The organism is Streptomyces griseobrunneus, from assembly GCF_046713465.1.
Taxonomy (GTDB): Bacteria; Actinomycetota; Actinomycetes; order Streptomycetales; family Streptomycetaceae; genus Streptomyces; species Streptomyces microflavus.
The window spans coordinates 4,458,313-4,476,078 of record NZ_CP177080.1; the positions used below are offsets into that span (position 1 = coordinate 4,458,313).

The 17,766-nt window shown below is 72.8% G+C and carries 17 protein-coding genes; 10 read left to right on the forward strand and 7 right to left on the reverse strand.

The features are described from left to right. Positions 1 to 14: 14 nt before the first annotated feature. From ACK8N7_RS20325 to ACK8N7_RS20360, 8 genes are all read left to right on the forward strand, one after another. Positions 15 to 839 (forward strand): class I SAM-dependent methyltransferase, encoded by an 825-nt coding sequence (locus ACK8N7_RS20325; RefSeq protein ID WP_403214715.1) that lies wholly within the window; start codon positions 15 to 17, stop codon positions 837 to 839. Further along, positions 839 to 1,813 (forward strand): 3-oxoacyl-[acyl-carrier-protein] synthase III C-terminal domain-containing protein, encoded by a 975-nt coding sequence (locus tag ACK8N7_RS20330; RefSeq protein WP_403214717.1) that lies wholly within the window; start codon positions 839 to 841, stop codon positions 1,811 to 1,813. The genes ACK8N7_RS20325 and ACK8N7_RS20330 overlap by 1 nt, the downstream gene beginning before the upstream one ends. Continuing rightward, a complete protein-coding gene (locus ACK8N7_RS20335; protein WP_015609402.1) occupies positions 1,813 to 2,079 on the forward strand; it encodes an acyl carrier protein in 267 nt (88 codons plus the stop codon). Before ACK8N7_RS20330 ends, ACK8N7_RS20335 begins: the two co-directional genes overlap by 1 nt. Beyond that, positions 2,076 to 2,876, forward strand: coding sequence for a hypothetical protein (locus ACK8N7_RS20340; protein ID WP_403214719.1), 801 nt, complete (start codon positions 2,076 to 2,078; stop codon positions 2,874 to 2,876). The genes ACK8N7_RS20335 and ACK8N7_RS20340 overlap by 4 nt, the downstream gene beginning before the upstream one ends. Positions 2,877 to 3,022: 146 nt before the next feature. Then, positions 3,023 to 4,396: a condensation domain-containing protein gene (locus ACK8N7_RS20345; RefSeq protein WP_403214721.1), complete on the forward strand. Its 1,374-nt coding sequence runs from the start codon at positions 3,023 to 3,025 to the stop codon at positions 4,394 to 4,396. Beyond that, a complete protein-coding gene (locus tag ACK8N7_RS20350; protein ID WP_403214723.1) occupies positions 4,393 to 5,445 on the forward strand; it encodes a polysaccharide deacetylase family protein in 1,053 nt (350 codons plus the stop codon). The genes ACK8N7_RS20345 and ACK8N7_RS20350 overlap by 4 nt, the downstream gene beginning before the upstream one ends. Before the next feature lie 85 nt (positions 5,446 to 5,530). Then, complete coding sequence (locus ACK8N7_RS20355; protein WP_403214725.1) at positions 5,531 to 6,814, forward strand: MFS transporter; 1,284 nt, start codon at positions 5,531 to 5,533, stop codon at positions 6,812 to 6,814. 47 nt (positions 6,815 to 6,861) lie between these two features. Beyond that, positions 6,862 to 7,500: a 4'-phosphopantetheinyl transferase family protein gene (locus tag ACK8N7_RS20360; RefSeq protein ID WP_403214727.1), complete on the forward strand. Its 639-nt coding sequence runs from the start codon at positions 6,862 to 6,864 to the stop codon at positions 7,498 to 7,500. On the opposite strand, the gene ACK8N7_RS20365 is transcribed toward ACK8N7_RS20360, so the two are convergent. From ACK8N7_RS20365 to ACK8N7_RS20375, 3 genes are all read right to left on the reverse strand, one after another. Further along, positions 7,479 to 8,294, reverse strand: a complete 816-nt coding sequence (locus ACK8N7_RS20365; protein ID WP_403214729.1) for a serine/threonine kinase C-terminal domain-containing protein — start codon at positions 8,292 to 8,294, stop codon at positions 7,479 to 7,481. The two genes, ACK8N7_RS20360 and ACK8N7_RS20365, sit on opposite strands and share 22 nt — an antisense overlap. Further along, the gene (locus ACK8N7_RS20370; protein WP_403214731.1) at positions 8,291 to 8,815 is read right to left on the reverse strand and encodes a hypothetical protein; all 525 of its coding nucleotides are present in this window, start codon (positions 8,813 to 8,815) and stop codon (positions 8,291 to 8,293) included. Before ACK8N7_RS20370 ends, ACK8N7_RS20365 begins: the two co-directional genes overlap by 4 nt. A gap of 80 nt (positions 8,816 to 8,895) precedes the next feature. Beyond that, positions 8,896 to 10,671: an AbeC-like domain-containing protein gene (locus tag ACK8N7_RS20375; RefSeq protein WP_500443578.1), complete on the reverse strand. Its 1,776-nt coding sequence runs from the start codon at positions 10,669 to 10,671 to the stop codon at positions 8,896 to 8,898. A gap of 226 nt (positions 10,672 to 10,897) precedes the next feature. On the opposite strand from ACK8N7_RS20375, the gene ACK8N7_RS20380 reads away from it, so the two are divergent. After that, positions 10,898 to 12,910, forward strand: coding sequence for a serine/threonine-protein kinase (locus tag ACK8N7_RS20380; RefSeq protein WP_500443580.1), 2,013 nt, complete (start codon positions 10,898 to 10,900; stop codon positions 12,908 to 12,910). Between the two features lie 31 nt (positions 12,911 to 12,941). Here the strand turns inward: ACK8N7_RS20380 and ACK8N7_RS20385 are convergent, their stop codons facing one another. The 4 genes from ACK8N7_RS20385 to ACK8N7_RS20400 all read right to left on the reverse strand — a co-directional run bounded on the left by ACK8N7_RS20385 (position 12,942) and on the right by ACK8N7_RS20400 (position 16,140). Continuing rightward, entirely contained in the window at positions 12,942 to 13,346 is a 405-nt protein-coding gene (locus ACK8N7_RS20385) for a GntR family transcriptional regulator (protein ID WP_403214875.1), read from the reverse strand. A gap of 46 nt (positions 13,347 to 13,392) precedes the next feature. Then, positions 13,393 to 14,367 (reverse strand): ABC transporter permease, encoded by a 975-nt coding sequence (locus ACK8N7_RS20390; RefSeq protein ID WP_500443582.1) that lies wholly within the window; start codon positions 14,365 to 14,367, stop codon positions 13,393 to 13,395. Further along, positions 14,364 to 15,308 carry an ABC transporter ATP-binding protein gene (locus tag ACK8N7_RS20395; protein WP_500443583.1) on the reverse strand — a complete coding sequence of 315 codons (945 nt, stop codon included), beginning with the start codon at positions 15,306 to 15,308 and terminating at the stop codon, positions 14,364 to 14,366. Before ACK8N7_RS20395 ends, ACK8N7_RS20390 begins: the two co-directional genes overlap by 4 nt. 136 nt (positions 15,309 to 15,444) lie before the next feature. Further along, positions 15,445 to 16,140, reverse strand: a complete 696-nt coding sequence (locus ACK8N7_RS20400) for a phosphotransferase (RefSeq protein ID WP_500443585.1) — start codon at positions 16,138 to 16,140, stop codon at positions 15,445 to 15,447. Between the two features lie 219 nt (positions 16,141 to 16,359). Here ACK8N7_RS20400 and ACK8N7_RS20405 point away from each other — a divergent pair, with 219 nt between their 5' ends. After that, positions 16,360 to 17,736 carry an alpha-lytic protease prodomain-containing protein gene (locus ACK8N7_RS20405; RefSeq protein ID WP_500443587.1) on the forward strand — a complete coding sequence of 459 codons (1,377 nt, stop codon included), beginning with the start codon at positions 16,360 to 16,362 and terminating at the stop codon, positions 17,734 to 17,736. Positions 17,737 to 17,766: the final 30 nt, after the last annotated feature.

The following is a 17,766-nucleotide window of genomic DNA, read 5'->3' on the forward strand; positions in this document are numbered from 1 at the left end:
GAGGGGTCTTCACCATGGATGCAGTCTCTTACACCGCACAGTGGATGGCCGCGGCCCGCGCACAGGAGTCCGAGCGGGAGGACGCGCTGTTCGTCGACCCGCTCGCCCGCGACCTGGCCGCGCCCAGGGGCTTCGAACTGATCGAGCGTTACGTCGGCGGCGGCGTGCTGCCGTTCATCTCCATCCGGACCCGGTTCCTGGACGACGCGATCCGGGAGATCGTCGCCGGGAGCGGGATCCAGCAGGTGGTGCTGATCGCCGCGGGCATGGACACCCGTGCGTTCCGGCTCGACTGGCCCGACGGCACCGAGCTCTACGAGGTCGACCACGCGCTGCTGATCGCCGAGAAGCGCCGCCGGCTCGACGCGCTGGGGGCCGAGCCGCGCACCGACCGGCGCGAGGTCTCCGCCGACCTCACCCAGGAGTGGCTGCCCTCCCTGGAGGCCGCCGGCTTCGACCGCAACCGCCCGACCCTGTGGGTCGCCGAGGGGCTGACCTTCTTCCTCACCGAGGAGCAGGCCGGCGGACTGCTGCAGCTGCTCGCCTCCGCCTCGGCCCCCGGCAGCCACCTGGCCTTCGACCTCCTCGGGCGCGCCATGCTGCGCAGCCCGTTCTCGAAGCGCTTCCTGGACCACCTCGCCGCCGACGGCACGCCGTGGGTGTTCGGCACCGACGAGCCCGAGGAGTTCCTGACCGCGAACGGCTGGAAGACCACCGACCTGCGTGAGCCCGGCCAGCCCGGCGCCGGCGAGGGCCGCTGGCCGTACGAGGTGCAGCCGCGGGGCCGCCGCGGCGCCAACCGGCTGTGGCTGATCCGCGCCGAGGTCGTGACGGACTGATGGGACAGCCGACCAAGGACCGGCGCATCACCCTGGAGCGGATCGAGTCGTACCTGCCCGAACGCAGCGTACGGATCGAGGAGCTGGGCGAGCGGCTGGGCCTGCACAGGGCCCAGCTCGGGGTGTTCCGCAAGTTCTACGGCCTGGACACCCTCCGCTTCGACCCCGAGCTCCCGCTGCTCGACCTGCTGCGGCCCGCCGCCCGCGCCGCCCTGGAGGCCCTGCCCGAGGACGGCCGGGTGGAGTACCTGGCGTACGCCCACACCACCCAGGCGGTGGCCCCGCCCGACGTGGACATCGCCCAGGTGGTCGGGGCGGACCTCGGTCTGCCCGACGCCGAGGCCTTCGGCTTCAGCCACCAGGCCTGCGTCAGCAGTCTGGGCGCCATCGAGGTGCTCGGCGAACTGCTCCGCGCGGAGGGCGCCGAGGGTGCGTACGCCCTGATGGTCACCGGCGAGCAGGCGTACTCGCCGATGGTCCAGCACATCCCCAACACCTCGATCATGGCGGATGCCGCGGCCTCCTGTCTGATCACCCTGGACGGCGAGGGCGATGTGGTCCGGTCCTTCGCCATCCGGACGCTGGGCGAGTACGCCCAGTGGCTGGAGCTGACCCCCGAGCAGAACACCGAGTTCGGGGAGCAGTACGGCCGGCGGATCGCCGACGTCATCCACGAGGCCCTGGCGGAGGCCGGGTTGACGCTCGACGAGGTCGACCTGGTGATCCCGCACAACGTCAACAAGCTGGCGTGGCGGCAGACCATCAAGGAGCTGGAGGTGGAGCCGGAAAAGGTGTTCCTGGACAACGTCCCGCGCTTCAGCCACACCTACGCCTCCGACGTCTTCGTCAACTACACCACCCTGCGGGACGAGGGCCGCCTGGTCGACGGCGCCCACTACCTGCTGGTCTCCGTCGGCCTGGGCGCGACCTTCGGCGCGATGGTGATCACCCACCGTGCGGGAGGCGGTGTCTGATGGAGCGTCAGGAATTGCTGCTGACCATCGAGAACGCGCTCAGTGAGGTGCTGGAGCGGCCGGTCAGCGGGCTCACCGAGGAGACCGCCCTCTTCGACGAACTGCAGCTCACCTCCATCGCCGTACTGGGGATGCTGATGAGCGTCGAGGAGGCGACCGGGATCTCGGTCGACCCGGAGGGGCTCGACATCGACGACCTGCGGACGCTCGGCTCCTTCGCCGACTACGTCGAGGCCGCCATCCGCAAGGAAGAGGGGACGTCATGAGCGGGCTCGCCGTCCGCGCCGCCGCATCGGTGCGCTCACCGCGGGGGCGGGCGCCGGAAGGCGTCCCGGCCGCCCTCGACTACTTCCGCGACCTGCTCACCCCCTTCGGGGAGAAGCCGGACGAGGAGCTGCTGAGCCGGGGACCGCACGTCCACCACCGCGACCTCGTGGACCTGCTCGTCGCCGACGAGGGCGTCGGCGGCAGCCGGCCGGAGCTGGCGATCGTCGCCCACGCCCTCCCGGACGTGGTGCCGTTCACCGCCGTCGCACCGCACCTGACCGAGCACCTCGGCGGCCGGGCGGTCAACTTCGCGATCGGCCAGCAGGGTCTGGCCGCGCCCTTCACCGCGCTGCGGATCGCATCGGCGTACCACCGCTCGGGGCGGGCCGCGGAGGTGGTGATCGCGGTGCTGGAGCAGACCACCCTGCCCACCGCCTTCCCGCTGGTCCAGGAGAACCCGCTGATCGACTCGGCCGCGGCCGTCGTTCTCGGCGCCTCCACCGGGGACGGGCTGCGGTTCGTCCGGGCGCACTCGGCCGGTTCGGCGGCCACGGCCCTGGACCGGGAGCTCGGGGAGGACGGGACGCTGCTGGTGCTCGGGCCCTGGGTCACCGAGGACATCCCGGACCACGGGGCGGTGCACCGGGTGGCCCCGGGCAGCTACTGCACCAGCCTCTGGCTGGAGCTGGCCGACCACTGGCAGGAGTGGCAGCGCGACCACCGGCGGGTCGTGCTCTGCGACACGGACCCCCGCACCGGCCGCACCCACGTGGCGCTCTTCGCCGGCACCCCGTAGCGCACCCGGCCGGGCCGGACGCGGTGAGGTGTCCGGCCCGGCCACTGCAGTGAGTCACAGAGAGCACAGAGAGCACAGAGCCACCACAGACATCGGACGAAGCGACGGACATCCGACGAAGCAACGGAAGGGAAGGCGGGAACACGATGACGACGGCCGAGTACCGGACCATCAGGCTGGACTCCGCGAGAGCCGGGACCGGCCCGGCGACCTGGGGGCAGCGGGCGATCTGGGGGGTCGTCTCCCGGCTCGGCGACGACGCCCCCCGCTACAACCTGCCGGTCGAGCTCCCCGTCTCCCCGCCCCGCCCCGTCTCCCGCGTCCTCGCGGACCTGACGGAGCTGCTCCTGCTCCACGACAGCCTGCACACCCGGTTCCTGCCGCACGGCGAGGACGGCCTGGAGCAGGTCGTGGACGGCAGCGGTGAGCTTCCGGTCGAGATCCGTACGAGCTCGGCGGAGCTGGCCCCCGAGGTGAGCGCAGCCCTGCTGGGGCAGCTGGCGGGGCGCTCCTTCGACCACACGCGGGAGTGGCCCCTGAGGGTCGGCCTGGTGGAGAGCGGGGGCCTGGTCCACCGCCTGGTGCTGGTCGGCGCGCACACCGGGATGGACTACTGGGGCCTCGGCCGGCTGCTCCGCGACCTGGAGTCGGTCCAGGCGGGGGAGACCGCCGTGTCGCTGCGGGATTCCCGCCCCGCCGTCCAGCCCCTGGAGGCCGCGGAGGTCCAGGCGTCCCCGCTGGGCCGCCGCCGGGACGAGGCGGCCCGCCGCTACTGGATCGAGCAGCTCACCGCCGGGCCCCGGCAGATCTTCCGGAACCCCGCCGCCCCGGAGCTCGCGGACGACCCCACCCGGCGCTTCCCCAACGCGCTGCTGCGCTCGCCCGCGCTGGCCGTCGCCGTCGGGCAGGTGGCCGAGAAGCTGGGGGTCAGCGACGCCGCCGTGCTGCTGGGGGCGGTCTCCCACCAGCTGGCCCTGTCGTCCGGCAGCGGCGATGTGCTCTTCCAGGTGGTGGTGGGCAACCGGTTCCAGCCGGCCGCCGCCGCGACGGTCTCCACGGTGGCGCAGGAGGCGCTGTTCCGGCTCACGGACGCGGACAAGGACTTCGCGGACGCGGTTCGGCGGACCAGGTCCGTCGCGTTCGGCGCGTTCCGCCACGCCGCGTACGACAAGTGGGCGCTGGACCGCGAGGTGGCGGGGCTGATCGAGAAGGAGGCGGCGGCCGACCACTCGTACTGGTGGAACGACACCCGCGACCCGGCCGTCGGCCCGTTCGACACCGTGGAGCGGCCGACGGCCCCGCTGAGCGAACTGACCGGCCGGACCGAACTGACCTGGCCGACCGAGTTCCTGCCCCGCAGGAACGTCTCCATCGCGGTGGACGCGCTGACCGCGCCGGGCGCCCTGGACCTGGCCATGACCGCCGACCCGGCCGTCATAAGCCGTACGGGGATGGAGGAGTTCCTCCGCGGGGTCGAGGGGCTGATCGTGGCCGAGGCGACAGCGCTGGGGGACCGATGAGCAAGCAGTACGCGGGAATCGCCTGGACCGAGACGGGCTACCGGGTGGAAGTCCTGGACGACGCGGGACACCGGGTCGCCGAGCCGAGCAGCTGGGGCGGCGGCCGGGTCGCCGAACTCATCGCCTGGCTCCGGGAACTGGGCGACGGCGAGGCCCCGGCCGTGGTCCTGGACTCCACCAACGGGCTGCTCGACGGCCCGATGACGGCGGCAGGCCTGGAGGTGTACCGCGCGGACCCCTGGCTGCTGCCCCCGCGCCCCCGGTTCGGCTCCGTGACCGCCGGACAGCTCGCGGAGCAGGCCCGGACCGCGCCCGGTGCGCTGGCCCGGGTGACCGCCGAGAGCGGCACGCTGGCCGGCCGCGCGGAGGAGTACTTCGAGGGTGTACGGCGCGGTGAGCCGGGCCGGGCGGCGCTGACGGAGGCCGGAGGCTGCTTCGACCACGGCCGCCGCGACACCCCCCGGGTCGCGCTCACCTTCGACGACGGCCCCGACCCGGTGTACACCCGCCAGGTGGTGGAGATCCTGGAGCGCTACGGGGCCCGCGCGACCTTCTTCTGTGTCGGCCACCATGTCGTGGCGCTGCCCGACGAGGTACGGCGGATCCACGCGGCCGGCCACGAGCTGGGCAACCACTCCTGGTCGCACCCCTTCCTGCCCGACCTGACGGCCCAGGAGCTGCGCGACCAGCTCGACCGCACGGCGGAGGAGCTGGACCGGCTGACCGGCCGGGCCCCGGCCTGGTTCCGGCCGCCGTACGGGTCCCTGACCCCCGAGGTGCTGGCCGCCCTGGACGGGCACCCGACCACCGTGACGATGTGGGACGTGGACGCCCGCGACTGGTCGAGGCCGGGGCCGGAGCGGATCGCCGCGACCGTCCTGGAGGGCGCCGGACCGGGCTCGGTGGTGCTGATGCACGAGGGCGCCGGCGACCGCGGCCAGACCGTACAGGCCCTCCCGTCGATCATCGAGGGCCTGCTCGAACGCGGCCTGGAACTGGTCACCGTGGGGGAACTCGCGGCGACGGCCGCCCCCACAGGCGGCGCATGACCAGGCTGCCGGCGAAGACGCCCCTGAACACCCCCTGAAGACCCCGATCAACGACTGAAGGATTTGAACGGCCATGGAAGAGCGCTTGGCAGAGCACGCTGCGGCGGAACCGCCTCCTCCGCCGCCCAAGGACGGCCCCGGCGGGTCCGGCGGGGGTCCGTCCGCGGGGGAACCGGCGATCTGGTCCCGTAACTTCAAGTTCTACTTCGTCGGCCGCAGCGCGGGCCTGCTCAGCTGGGCCATGCTGCCGGTCGCGGTCGCGGCCGGTCTGCTCATCGACGGGTACGGCCTGGAGACCGCGGGCTACTCGATGGCCTTCCTGGTCGCCCCGTTCGCCGGCCTGGTGCTGTTCGGCGGAGTGCTGGCCGACCGGTTCACCGCCCGCCGGATGATGATCATCGCGGACCTGGCCAACCTGGTCGCGCACGTCCTGCTCGCCCTCCTGTTCATCCACGGCATCGACCACCTCTGGCAGCTGTACTCGCTGCTGGTGGTCGCCGGTACCGCCAACGCGCTCTTCCAGCCCGGCGCCGCCTCGACCGTGCCGCTGGTCTCCCGGGACGTGCAGGGCGCCAACGGCATCCTGCGTACGTCGGAGGCGATCACCGGCCTCGGCGGCCCGGCACTCGCCGGAACCCTGGTCGGGTTCGGGTCCACCGGCTGGGTGATGGTGATCTCCGCCGTCGCCTACGGGACCAGCGCGATATGCCTGTTCGTGCTCAAGCTCGGCGTGGTGCCCGCCCCGCCGGCCGGCGAGTCCATGTGGCACAACCTGGCGGTCGGCTGGCGGGAGTTCTGGTCCCGCAGCTGGCTCTGGGGCGTCATCGTGATCTGGATGTTCTACGCGGTGCTCGCCTGGGGGCCCCAGCTCTCGCTGGCCGCCGGTGTCATCGTGCCCGAACACGGTGCGCGCGCCTTCGGCCTGGTCAACGCCGCGCTGGGCGCCGGAACCATCATCGGTGGTCTGCTGGCGATCCGCTACAAGCCCGAACGGCCGCTCGCCGCGGGGGCCGTGGCGATGATGGCGTACCCCCTCTACCCGCTCGGCATCGTGCTCGGCTGGCCGGTCTCGCTGCTCATGCTCGCCCAGGTCGCGGTCGGGACCGGGATCGGCATCTGGGGCGTCATGTGGTCCACCAGCGTGCAGACCCAGGTGCCCGGCGAGATGCTCAACCGCATCCACGCGTACGAGGTCGCGGGCTCCGTCGGCATGTACCCGATCGGCAGCGCGCTGGCCGGCCCCGCCGTCGGCCTGTTCTCCCCCAAGACGGTGCTCATGGTGGGCGTCGTGGTCTCCTTCCTCACCGCCTCCGCGCTCCTGATCGCCCGCCCGATCCGCAACCTGCGGCGGGTGCCGGACCGGCTCTGAACGCCACCGGCCCGGGCCCGGCCCGGCTGCGCACGGCCGCCGAGGGCGTGCATTACCTGGTCGGCCGGAACGAGGAGGTGCTGGACGCGCTGCCGGTCACCGTGAGGGACCGTGCGGCGGCTTCGCGGCTGCCGCCGTGGCGTGCCGTGGAGTACGCCGCTTCGCGGACCCTGCTGCGCGCCCTGCTGCGGGAGATCGGCGAGGACCTCCGGGACGGGCCGGTCGCCGCACGGCCGGGCGGCCGGCCGTACCTGCCCGGCCGGCCCGGTCTGGGGGTGAGCCTCTCGCACTCCTCCGGCTGGGTCGCCGCGGCCGTCGGCAGAGGCCGCGACGTCGGTGTCGACGTGCAGACCCCGTCCGTCGTCGGCCGCCGACTGCTGCGCCTGTGCTGTTCGCCCGCGGACGCCGAAGCGCTGATCGCCGTGCCGGAGGAGAGGCGCAGAGGGGAGTTCGCCTGGATCTTCACCGTCCAGGAGGCGTGCGTGAAGGCGGTCGGAAGAGGGCTCTCCGGCCGCCCCTGGAGCGTGCCGGTCGCCCTGGGCCAACAGGCGGGTGAGTGGGGGCGGGTGAGCTGGTGCGCCCCGCGCGACGGGCAGCCCGTACCGGTCGGCTGCGCCTGGACCGAGCGGCCGGGGCGGGAGGGGGAGGAGGGGGACACGGTGGCTCAGGGCGTGGCCGCGCAGTAGGCCTGGGCGCAGAACGAGGCGGCGCCCACCCTGGCCGATTCCGCGTACGTTGCGTCCCACTCTTCGTCGGGCCCGGCGACCAGGACCACCCACCTCACCTCCTCCTCGTCGACGAACCCTGTGAGCAGCGCCCGCCGCTGCGTTCCGTCGGCGCGCGTCACGAGGTACTCCAGTTCGGCGCTCTGCGATCCGCCGGAGGCGTCCGCCTCCTCCAGCCGGATGCGCTGGTAACCCTCGGTCCGGCCCATGATCCTGTCCGTCTCCCTCAGCGCGTCGGCCGGTGTGTAGTCCGGCTCGGAGATCCGGTAGACCTGAAGCAGGCCGTCCCCGCCGTCCGTCTCGTAGTAGACGACGACGCCCTCGTCGCGCTGTTCCTCCCTGCGTTCCCAGCCCTCCCTGACCTGTACCTGGAAGCCCTGCGCGTCTTCCCGGATCCCGAAGCCGGGAGGGGGTTCGGACGCGGCCCCGGTGTCCGTTCCGTCGGACCCGTCGGACCCGTCGGACCCGTCGGACCCGTCGGACCCGTCGGTCCCGTCGGTCTCTTCCGTCCCGTCGGTCCCCTCCGACTCGTCTGTCCCGTTCGCCCCGGGGGTGGTCTCCGCCGACGTCTGGGCACCCTGTGCCTCGTTGTCATCGAACAGCAGCAGCATGCCTCCGAAGGCGACCGTGGCCAGCACGGCCGAGGCCAGTACGGAGGCCGCGGCCCGCAGCCCCCATTCCCTGGTGTGCCGCCGCTGGGCGTCCGGGTCGGGGGAGGGCTCCCACCGCTGGTTCTCCGTCTCCCATCCGGTCATGTCAGCATTCCGCTGATCACCCCGGAGGCCACCCCGGCCGCCGTCTGTTCGCCCACGGACCGGGCCGCCCGGGCCGTCAGCGCTCCCAGCCGCTGCAGCCGGCCCCGCTCCACCCCGCCGGTGTCCCGGATCTCCCGTTCGGCCTCGGCGGCCTCCGCCCCCATCACGCCCGTCTGGCCCCGCAACAGCAGCAGTGCGTCGATGAGTTGGGGCGTCGCCTCGATTAACCGGTGCGACCGGTCGATGGCCTGTGCGCCGGGGCCCGAGGCCGCCGCGCCGCCGGTCATCCGTCCGATGGAGATGCCACCGGGAAGCGGCGCCACGACGGGCGGCGGCCCGGCCACGCCGTCCGCCCGGCCGATCCGCCTGCCGGCGTCCTCCGCCTTCGCGTTCCTGCCGACGGCGGTGGCTCCTCCGCCGAACTCCCCGATGACGATCCCGCCCGGCGGATCCGCACCCGCCGGCTCGTCGCCGGAGACCGGCTGCCGCCCGCCGCTCTCCGCGTCGCTCTGTCCGTCCATGTCCCTCTCCCCGCTGTTCTGTTGGCCGTTCTCGCCGTTCATCAGGTGCCCTTCCGCCGGCCCGACGGCCGGCCGCCCCCTCAGCGGACCATCTGCCGCATCGCTCCGACGGCCCGCGCCCTGGCGCCCCGGCCCGTCGCCACGGCCCCTCCGCTCATCGACCCGATGTAGACACCGCCGTTGCTCACCTCGACGATCTGCTGCTCCAGCAGGCCCGTGTCATGGCCCTTCTCACTCAGCGCCTGGAGGGCCCCCGTACCGATGCGTTCCTGGATCGTCCGGAGGTAGCGGCTGACGTCCATCCGCTGCAACGCCGACTTCCCGGGCCGGGAGGCCAGTTCGCGTACGGACACTGCCGCTCCCTCGGCCGGGATCTCCAGCGGGCTTCCCCGCAACCGGAACCGCACCGCCCGACGGACCGCGCCGGTCACCGTGCGCACGGCGGAGAAGACCGCCGCCACCCCGGAGGCAGGCGCGCTCAGCAGCGCTCGTGCCGCCGAGGTCGCCGGGAAACGGCCCCGCTCCACCAGGGCGTCAACGAGTCCGAAGGCCGGTTCGAGCGGATCGAGTACGTGCGGTACGACCTCCAGCACCAGCAACTCGCCCTGGGTGTGCACCCGTACCAGCACGGAGACCACCACCTGGTGATCCCACGCGGCGACCCGGACCCGCAGGAAATGCCGCCGCGCCTCGCCGCCCTCGCCGACCGAAGCGGACCGGTGCAGCTCCGTGGCGGTCTCCCCGTGATCGGCCCGGCTCCTGGCCGGCCCCGACGGCAGGTACACCAACTCGTCGATCTCCACGCCCCTGAGCCGGTCCAGGCCCGAAGGAGGGGCCGGCAGCCGGCCGAGGTCCGCCAGCCGCTCGCGTACGCAGTCGAGCACCCCGGCCGCGGTGAGCGGCTCGGAGTCCGCCCCCTGTCTGCGGCGCAGGTCCATCACGAGCGACCAGGGCGGCAGGGCACCCCCCGACCCGACGAACGGCCGGGACGGTTCGTACAGGACGATCCCCGAGTTCTGTTCCCTGTCGATGGCGCGGCCGATCTCCCGCAGCCACTCGGGGCCGGTCAGCTCCTCCCGGGGCAGCTCGCCGAAGACCTCGGCGCCCAGACGTTCGTGCATCACCGCCTCCACCGCGTTGCGGTGCCGCCACACGGGGATCACCATCAGCAGCGGGAAGACCACCGCCATCCAGTTCGCGGAGTAGTTCCACACGGCGGCCAGCGCCGCCGCCCAGTAGAGGGCCATCAGCACCTGGGGGACGAGAGCCACCAGTCGGCCCCGGCGCGGGACGGGCAGGCCGTCCAGGGAGTAGACGCTGGTGCCGCGCCTTGAGGCGCTTCGTACGGCCCACAGCAGCGCGCTCACGATGGTGTAGTTCCACGCCCAGACGCCGGAGCCCGGACGGTGGCCTGCGCCGTCCAGCACGTCCAGCACGCCCAGCACCTTCAGCACGTCGGTGGGGAGGAAGAAGCTCTGCTCGACATAGCTGCGGCCGTACGCCTCGGCCAGGCTCCAGGAGGTCATCCAGCCGAAGCTCTCCCCGAAGTAGTCCGCCAGCAGGAAGAGCACCCCCAGGAGTGCGATCCAGCCGCCGGCCCGTAACTCGAGCCTGCGCGCCCGTAACGCGTGGGCCAGTACCGGCACGACATCGGCACCGGCCGAGGGCGCCACCGTCCGCCCGCTGTGCTCCACCAGCTCCGACACGACCTCGCGGCGGAAGCGCGCCCGGAGGTAGGGGCCCGCGCAGAGCAGCCGGGTGGTCTCGGTGTGGATGTACCGGTTCCGAGGCGGTTGTGGAGAGGGGGCGGGAGCCCGGGGCCCGGGGGCCGGGCGGGGTTGGGCGGGAACCGCCAACTTTGCCTCAATTCCTTATTTATAGCTGTGAGTTACAGCGAAATACTCCTTATGGGGACGCAAACTGTAGAGCAACCGGTGGGCGCGCGCCATGCTTTCGCCGCAGCCCGTGCCGATGGCCGCGGCCCCGGTATGGGGCGCGCAACGAGCCGGGTGGGCACGGCTTCTATCCTGTGCCGAGCGCCAACGACCGCAGGGGAACGGGCCATCGGGGGATCGGGTCAGGATGAGTGGCAGCACGGAACAGCACGACGGCGAGCGTTACCCGGCCATGGAGGGCATACGCCCCCTCGTGGCCGGTGATCCCGTACGGATCGGGCCCTACCCGCTGCTCGGCCGGCTGGGGGCGGGAGGCATGGGCCGCGTCTATCTGGCCCGCTCCGCGGGGGGCCGCACGGTCGTCGTGAAGGTCGTCCACGAGGAGCACGTCAGCAACGGGGAGTTCCGGGCCCGTTTCCGCCGCGAGATCGAGGCGGCCCGCCGCGTCGGCGGGCGCTACACCGCACCCGTGCTCGACGCGGACGCCGACGCCGATCACCCGTGGGTGGCCACCGGCTATGTGCCCGGGCCCTCCCTGGAGCAGGCCGTCCGGGAGCACGGGCCGCTGCCCGCCGATTCCGTACGGGCCCTGGCCGAAGGGCTGTTGCGGGCGCTGCGCGGGATCCATGCCGCCGGAATCGTGCACCGTGACCTGAAGCCGTCCAACGTCCTGCTCACCGTCGACGGGCCCCGCGTCATCGACTTCGGCATCGCCCGTGCGCTCCAGGTCTCCGTCGAGTCCCTGCTGACCAGCACCGGCATGGTCATCGGCTCGCCCGGGTTCATGGCGCCCGAGCAGATCCTCGGCGAGGAGACCGGGGCGGGGGCGGACGTCTTCGCGCTCGGCTGCGTACTGACGTACGCGGCCACCGGGCAGCTGCCGTTCGGGAACGGGGCGAGCAACCAGCACGCCGTGATGTACCGGATCGTCGAGTCCGCGCCGGACCTCGCCCAGGTGGGGGACGCCTCCTTGCGCGAGCTGATCGGGCGCTGCCTGACCAAGAAGGCGGCCGAACGGCCCGGTGTGGACGCCCTGTTGGTTGACCTCCCTACGCCGGAGGGCCTGGGTGCCCTGCGGGGCGGGGCATGGCTGCCGCCGCAGCTCCTGGCCCGCCTTGCGCGGCAGGCGGCGGTGCTGCTGGACGCGGATGTGCCGAGGGCGGCGGCGGGCGGGTCGGAACCCGGACCCGTACCCGTATCAGAACCAGCACCGGGACCCGCGCCTGAACCCGAACCCGGTTCCGTACCTGCTGAGTTGGCGGAGACCGGGCCGGAAGCTGCGCCCGAGCCGCAGGCCGTGTCCGAGCCGGAAGCTGTGCCGGAGCCGGAACACGCCCCCGTCCCCGCCCTCGTAGTCTCCGCGAGCGAGTCCGGCGGCAAGGCCCCGCGTCGTCGACGCCGTACCTGGGTCGTGGCGGCCTCGGTGCTCGCCGTGCTGGCCACCGGCTCCACCGTGGCCTTCCTCCAGCACAGCCCCGGAGGCGGCACGGACGCCCGCGACGGCCAGGCGGCCGGGCCCTCCGGAACAGGTGATCGCCCCACCGCCGCCCCCTCCGGGAGCCCCGCGGACGGGAGCGAGGACGAGGCGGAGGACAAGGAGAAGAAGGACAAGAAGGGGGAGAAGGAGGAGGACGGGAAGGGCGAGGCTTCCGGCGCCGGGGGAGCCGTGGCGCCGGGGAGCGGGGACGGAGGGTCCGGCTCCGGAGGGGCGGAGGGCTCAGGGGCTTCCGACCCCGACAGCGGTGGCGGGGCCCAGGGCGGGTCCGGTCCGTCCGGGGGCGGGGAGGGGGACGGGGGCTCCGGCTCCGGTTCCGCGCCGAAGCCCCCCGCCGGGAATCCCGACCCCCCGGCCCCGGACAACCGCGTACCGCAGCACTTCGTCGGGACCTGGACCATCGCGTCGCAGTACAACGCCCTCCAGCCCCACACCGTGGTCATCCGGCGGGTCTCCCCGGGACAGCTCGCGGTGACCCTCGTCGCCGATGTGCAGGGCACGGGGCACTGCGAGTACGCGGCGAAGCTCTCCTCCGTGACGAACGGCGGGAAGCGGATCGACGTCGGTACCGCCACCGTGGACAAGGCGCGTTCCACCGGGATGTGCCGCGACACCGACCCCTCGGTCTTCGCCGTCGACGGGTCCGGCATCCTGCACGACGTCGGGCCCGCCCACGGCAGCGGCTACCGCTACAACCGGTCCTGACACCGGCCGGGAAGGGGCTGGGACGGCCCCCTCAGCCCACCGCCTCGCCCGGGTACGTGGTCTCGAACGCCGAGCGGAACAGGGCCGTGACGTCCTGGCCCGTGAGCCCCTCCGTGCGGGCCTGGTCCATCCACTCGGCCAGGGACGCACGGAGCGGTGAGTCGGGGCCGGACTGGGGCTGGGCGAGGGAGCGGGTGATGAACGTGCCCGCTCCCTGGCGCACCTCGGCCAGGCCGGCCCGCTCCAGTTCGCGGTAGGCCTTCAGCGTGGTGTTCGGGTTGACCTTGGTCTCCGCGGCGACCTGGGCGGCGGTGGGCAGCCGGTCACCCTCCTCCAGGGCTCCCATGCGCAGCGCCTGCTCGACCTGGCGGACGATCTGGAGGTACGTCGCCACCCCGCTGCGCCGGTCGATGCGGAACACGACCACGGACTTCACCTTCCGCTCGATGGGCGACACTTTACGTAGGGGATGCGCACCGCCCCTACAGCGGGCGGCGCGAGACCCGCCACAGCACGAACGCCGTCAGGATCGCCGTTCCGGCGAGCAGGATGCCTGCCGCGGTCCACTGCATCGCCGCCATCTGGTCGTAGTCGATGTACTCGATGACGCTGTTGATGATCCCGTGCTCCTTCATGCACGCGTTCTGCGCCTTCTCGGTGGCCTCGGCGCAGGTGCCCCAGCCGAAGAGCTCGCCGTTCGCGTTACCGACCCAGCGGTCCACCTCGTACGACTCGGCGAAGCGGGCCGGGAGTTCGGTGTCCAGCGGGTAGGTGAACATCCGGGTGGAGCCGAGGCGGACCCGGAACTCGTCCCAGACGAACCCGGTCATGACGGTGAAGAGGAACGTGACGACCATCGCGGGCAGCACCCGGCGCACGAGTGTGCCGATGGTGATGCCGGCGGCGGTCAGGAAGAGGAGCATCGCGGGCAGGACCGGGCCGGTGTTGTCGAAGACCGGCCCCTCGATCCACTGGCTGAGGAAGAAGGAGCGGTGCGGCTCCCACCACCAGGTGAAGACGGCCGAGAGCATCAGCCCGGAGACCAGGGCGAGGGTGTAGGCGAGGCCCAGCTTCGAGATCAGCCACTGGCGGCGGGTCACGGACTGGGTGGTGACCAGCTGTACGGTGCCGTTCTCCCGGTCGCCCGCGATCAGCGGGGCGCCGATGAAGAGGGCGAGGAGCAGCGGGAGTCCGCTGAGGAGGGCGGTGGTGTAGCCGTAGCCCCGGGTGTCGTCGACCGCGTGCCTGACCTCCTTCTCCGGCCAGCCGCCCGCGTCGAGCAGCTGGACCAGCTCGTGGCGCTGGTACACGATCCAGAGCGCGCCGAGCACGGTGAGTCCGAGGATGCAGGCCAGTGCGGTCCGGTGCTGGCGTACGACGAGCCAGGGCAGCCCGCGCAGCAGGCGGCGCCGAGGCCGGAGTCCGGCGGGGGTCTCGGTCAGGGTGGAGGTGCTCATGCGGCCTGGGTCCCTTCGGCGTCGACGCGGGCGCCCTGGGTGTAGAGCGAGGGTGCGTCCGGTGAGCGGAGATGGGCGAGCAGGACCTCCTCCAGGGAGGGCTCTGCGGTCTCCCAGTCGGTGGGCAGCGGGCCCTTCGGCCGGATCATCGCGTGGAACTGCCGTCCCTGGACGCGCGTTTCGACCACGGTGTGCCGGTCGAGCTCGGGCGGCAGGGAGCCGTCCCGGGTCACGCCCGTCACCAGGGTGTGGGCGGGTACGAGAGCGTCGGCGTCACCGGCCATCCGGATCCGGCCCTCCGCGACGACCAGCAGGTAGTCGCACATGTCCTCCAGCTCGGTGAGCATGTGGGAGGACATCACCACCGTGGTGCCGCGCTCGACGGCCTCCGCCATCAGCAGCGTGCTCATCTCGTCGCGGGCGAGCGGGTCGAGGTCCGACATGGGCTCGTCGAGGAGCAGCAGGTCGGGGCGCTTGCCGAAGGCGAGCGCGAAGGCGACGCGGGTGCGCTGGCCGCCGGAGAGCGTGCCGATCCTCGCGTGCAGCGGGACATTGCCGGAGCGGACGATCCGCTCGGCCGCCGCCGCGTCCCAGCCGGGGTTGAGCTCGGCGCCCATCCGCAGGGTGTCGGCGACGGTGAACCGCTTGAAGAGCGGCTTCTCCTGGCCGAGGAAGGCGAATCTCGGCATCACTGCGGGGTCGTCGACCGGTACACCGAAGATGCGCAACTCTCCTGTCGTCGGCTGCACCTGACGGGTCGCCAGTCCGAGCAGGGTGCTCTTTCCGGCGCCGTTGGGGCCGACCAGTCCGCAGATGCGTCCGGCGGGGATCCGGAAGGAGCAGTCGCGCAGCGCCCAGCCGCGGAAGTAGCGCTTGCCCAGGCCCCGGGCTTCCAGTGCCCAGCTGCCCGGGGTCCCGTTCGGAGTACTCGTGTCTGCCACGCGCCTCGCCTCGATTCCATTAGTCAATTAATGGAATCATGGTGTTCTGAGGGAATGCCTGTCAAGCGCACGCCGATGCGCGCGCGGACGAGGAAGGGTTCGCGTCAGGGGAGGATCGAGCCGCCGGAGCGCCCTGTCACCCCCGCGACGGGGGCGCGCAGTCCAGCACCATCTCCACCGCCGCGTCCAGACAGTCCCGTTCGGGCACCGTCAGGAAGGGGTTCTCCAACTGGCGGGCCCGGGCGCGGGCCAGATCGCCGGCGTCGGCGCCCCCGTCACCGGCCAGCTCCGCGAGGAGCGCCGCCAGCAGCGTACGGGCCTCGGCCTCCGGCGCCGGGAACTCCGGGTCGAGCGCCACCCGGGCCAGGGTCAGCGCCGACATCGCCCGGTCGAAGCCGGGCGGGCCCTCCGTCGCGGTGGACCAGTCGATCACCACCGGCCCCCGGTCCGTGAGCATCACGTTCTCCGGATGGAGGTCGAGGTGGAGGATGCAGTCCTCCGGATCGGCCGAGACCCGGGGCGGGATCGCGTGCAGCTCGCGCAGCAGCCGGGCGAGCAGCGCGCCACCCTCGGCAGCGGCCAGGGCCCCCGCCAGCAGGGCCTCGGACATGGTCGGGCCGGTCAGCCGCTGCAGCACCAGGTCCGTGGGGCGGGCCCCGTCGGCGGGCGGACCGATGCGCGGCACCGGGTACCCGAAGGCGCGGACGTACGACATCACGGCCAGCTCCTCCGTGGTGTCGGAGCGGTCGCGGTAGCGGCGAAGGACCCAGGAGCCGTCGAGTTCGTATACGTCGGCGGTGCGTCCCGAGCCCAGAAGTTGCCCTGTGTGCATGGGGCCGAACCTACCCGGGCGTACCACCGAAGGGGAGACGTCGGGCGGCTTCGCGCGCGGAGGGGGCCGCTCCCGTTCCCGGCGGGCCCCATAACGCGGGAGGAGGGGGCGAACGGGATCTCCTGTGCCGGGTCCGCCCGCGGCTACGGTGTCGGCAATTCTCTGGTCCGGACCAACCCCCCACCGGACCGGACACCCCCCTGAAACAAGGAGAGTTACGTGGAGAACACCACGCTCCGCAGACGCGTGCTCGCCACCGCAACCGCCACGGTGGCCGTGGGCGCGCTCGCACTCGCGGGACTGAACGGAGTGGCGTCCGCCGGTCCTGCGGCAACCACCGCCCCGGCCGTCTCCGCCGACAGCCTCTCACCCGGCCTGCTCGCCGCCATGGAACGCGACCTCGGACTCGACGCGGAAGCCGCGAAAAGCCGGATAGCGGGCGAGTACCGCGCCGCAGCCGTCGCCGCCGGTCTGGAGAAGTCCCTCGGCGCCAGCTTCGCCGGGGCCCGGGTCAGCGGGGACAAGGCGGACCTCACCGTCTCCACCACCGACGCCACCGAGGCCGCCCTCATCACGAAGGCGGGCGCCAGAGCCGAGGTCGTCGGCCACAGCCTGGACCGGCTCGAATCGGTCAAGGCCGCGCTCGACAAGGCGGCGCTGAGCAAGGCACCGAAGAACGTGCCCGTCTGGTACGTCGACGTCGAGACCAACCGGGTCGTCGTGAACGCCGCGAGCACCTCGGCCGCCGAGGCCTTCGTGAAGGCCGCCGGGGTCGGCGACAAGCTGGTCACCGTCGCCCGCTCCACCGAGCGGCCCCGCGCCCTCGCGGACATCCGCGGCGGCGACGCGTACTACATGAACCCGTCCGGCCGCTGTTCCGTCGGCTTCCCCGTGACGCGCGGCACCCAGCACGGCTTCGTCACCGCCGGCCACTGCGGCCGGGTCGGCACCACCACCAACGGTGTCAACCAGCAGGCCCAGGGCTCCTTCCAGGGCTCGACCTTCCCGGGCCGTGACTACGCCTGGGTCGCCACCAACACCAACTGGGTGGCGCGGCCGCTGGTCAACGGCTACGGCCGGGGCGATGTGACCGTCGCCGGCTCCACCCCGTCCGTCGTCGGCGCCTCGGTCTGCCGCTCCGGCTCCACCACCGGCTGGCACTGCGGCACGATCCAGCAGCTCAACACCAGCGTCACCTACCCGGAGGGCACCATCTCCGGCGTGACCCGCACCAGCGTCTGCGCCGAACCGGGCGACTCCGGCGGCTCGTACATCTCCGGCAGTCAGGCGCAGGGCGTCACCTCCGGTGGCTCCGGCAACTGCTCCTCCGGCGGTACGACGTACTTCCAGCCGCTCCTCCCCGCCCTGCAGGCGTACGGGCTGACGCTCGTCACCTCCGGCGGCGGCAACCCGACCACCCCGCCCACCACCCCGCCGCCCACCGACCAGCCGGGCGGCACCTGGGCGGCCGGCACGACCTACGCCGTCGGCGCCACCGTGACGTACGGCGGAGCGACCTACCGCTGCCTCCAGGGGCACACGGCCCAGGCCGGCTGGACCCCGGCGGCCGTCCCGGCCCTCTGGCAGCGAGTCTGACCACCGCTCCGACCCACTTCGCCCCATCCG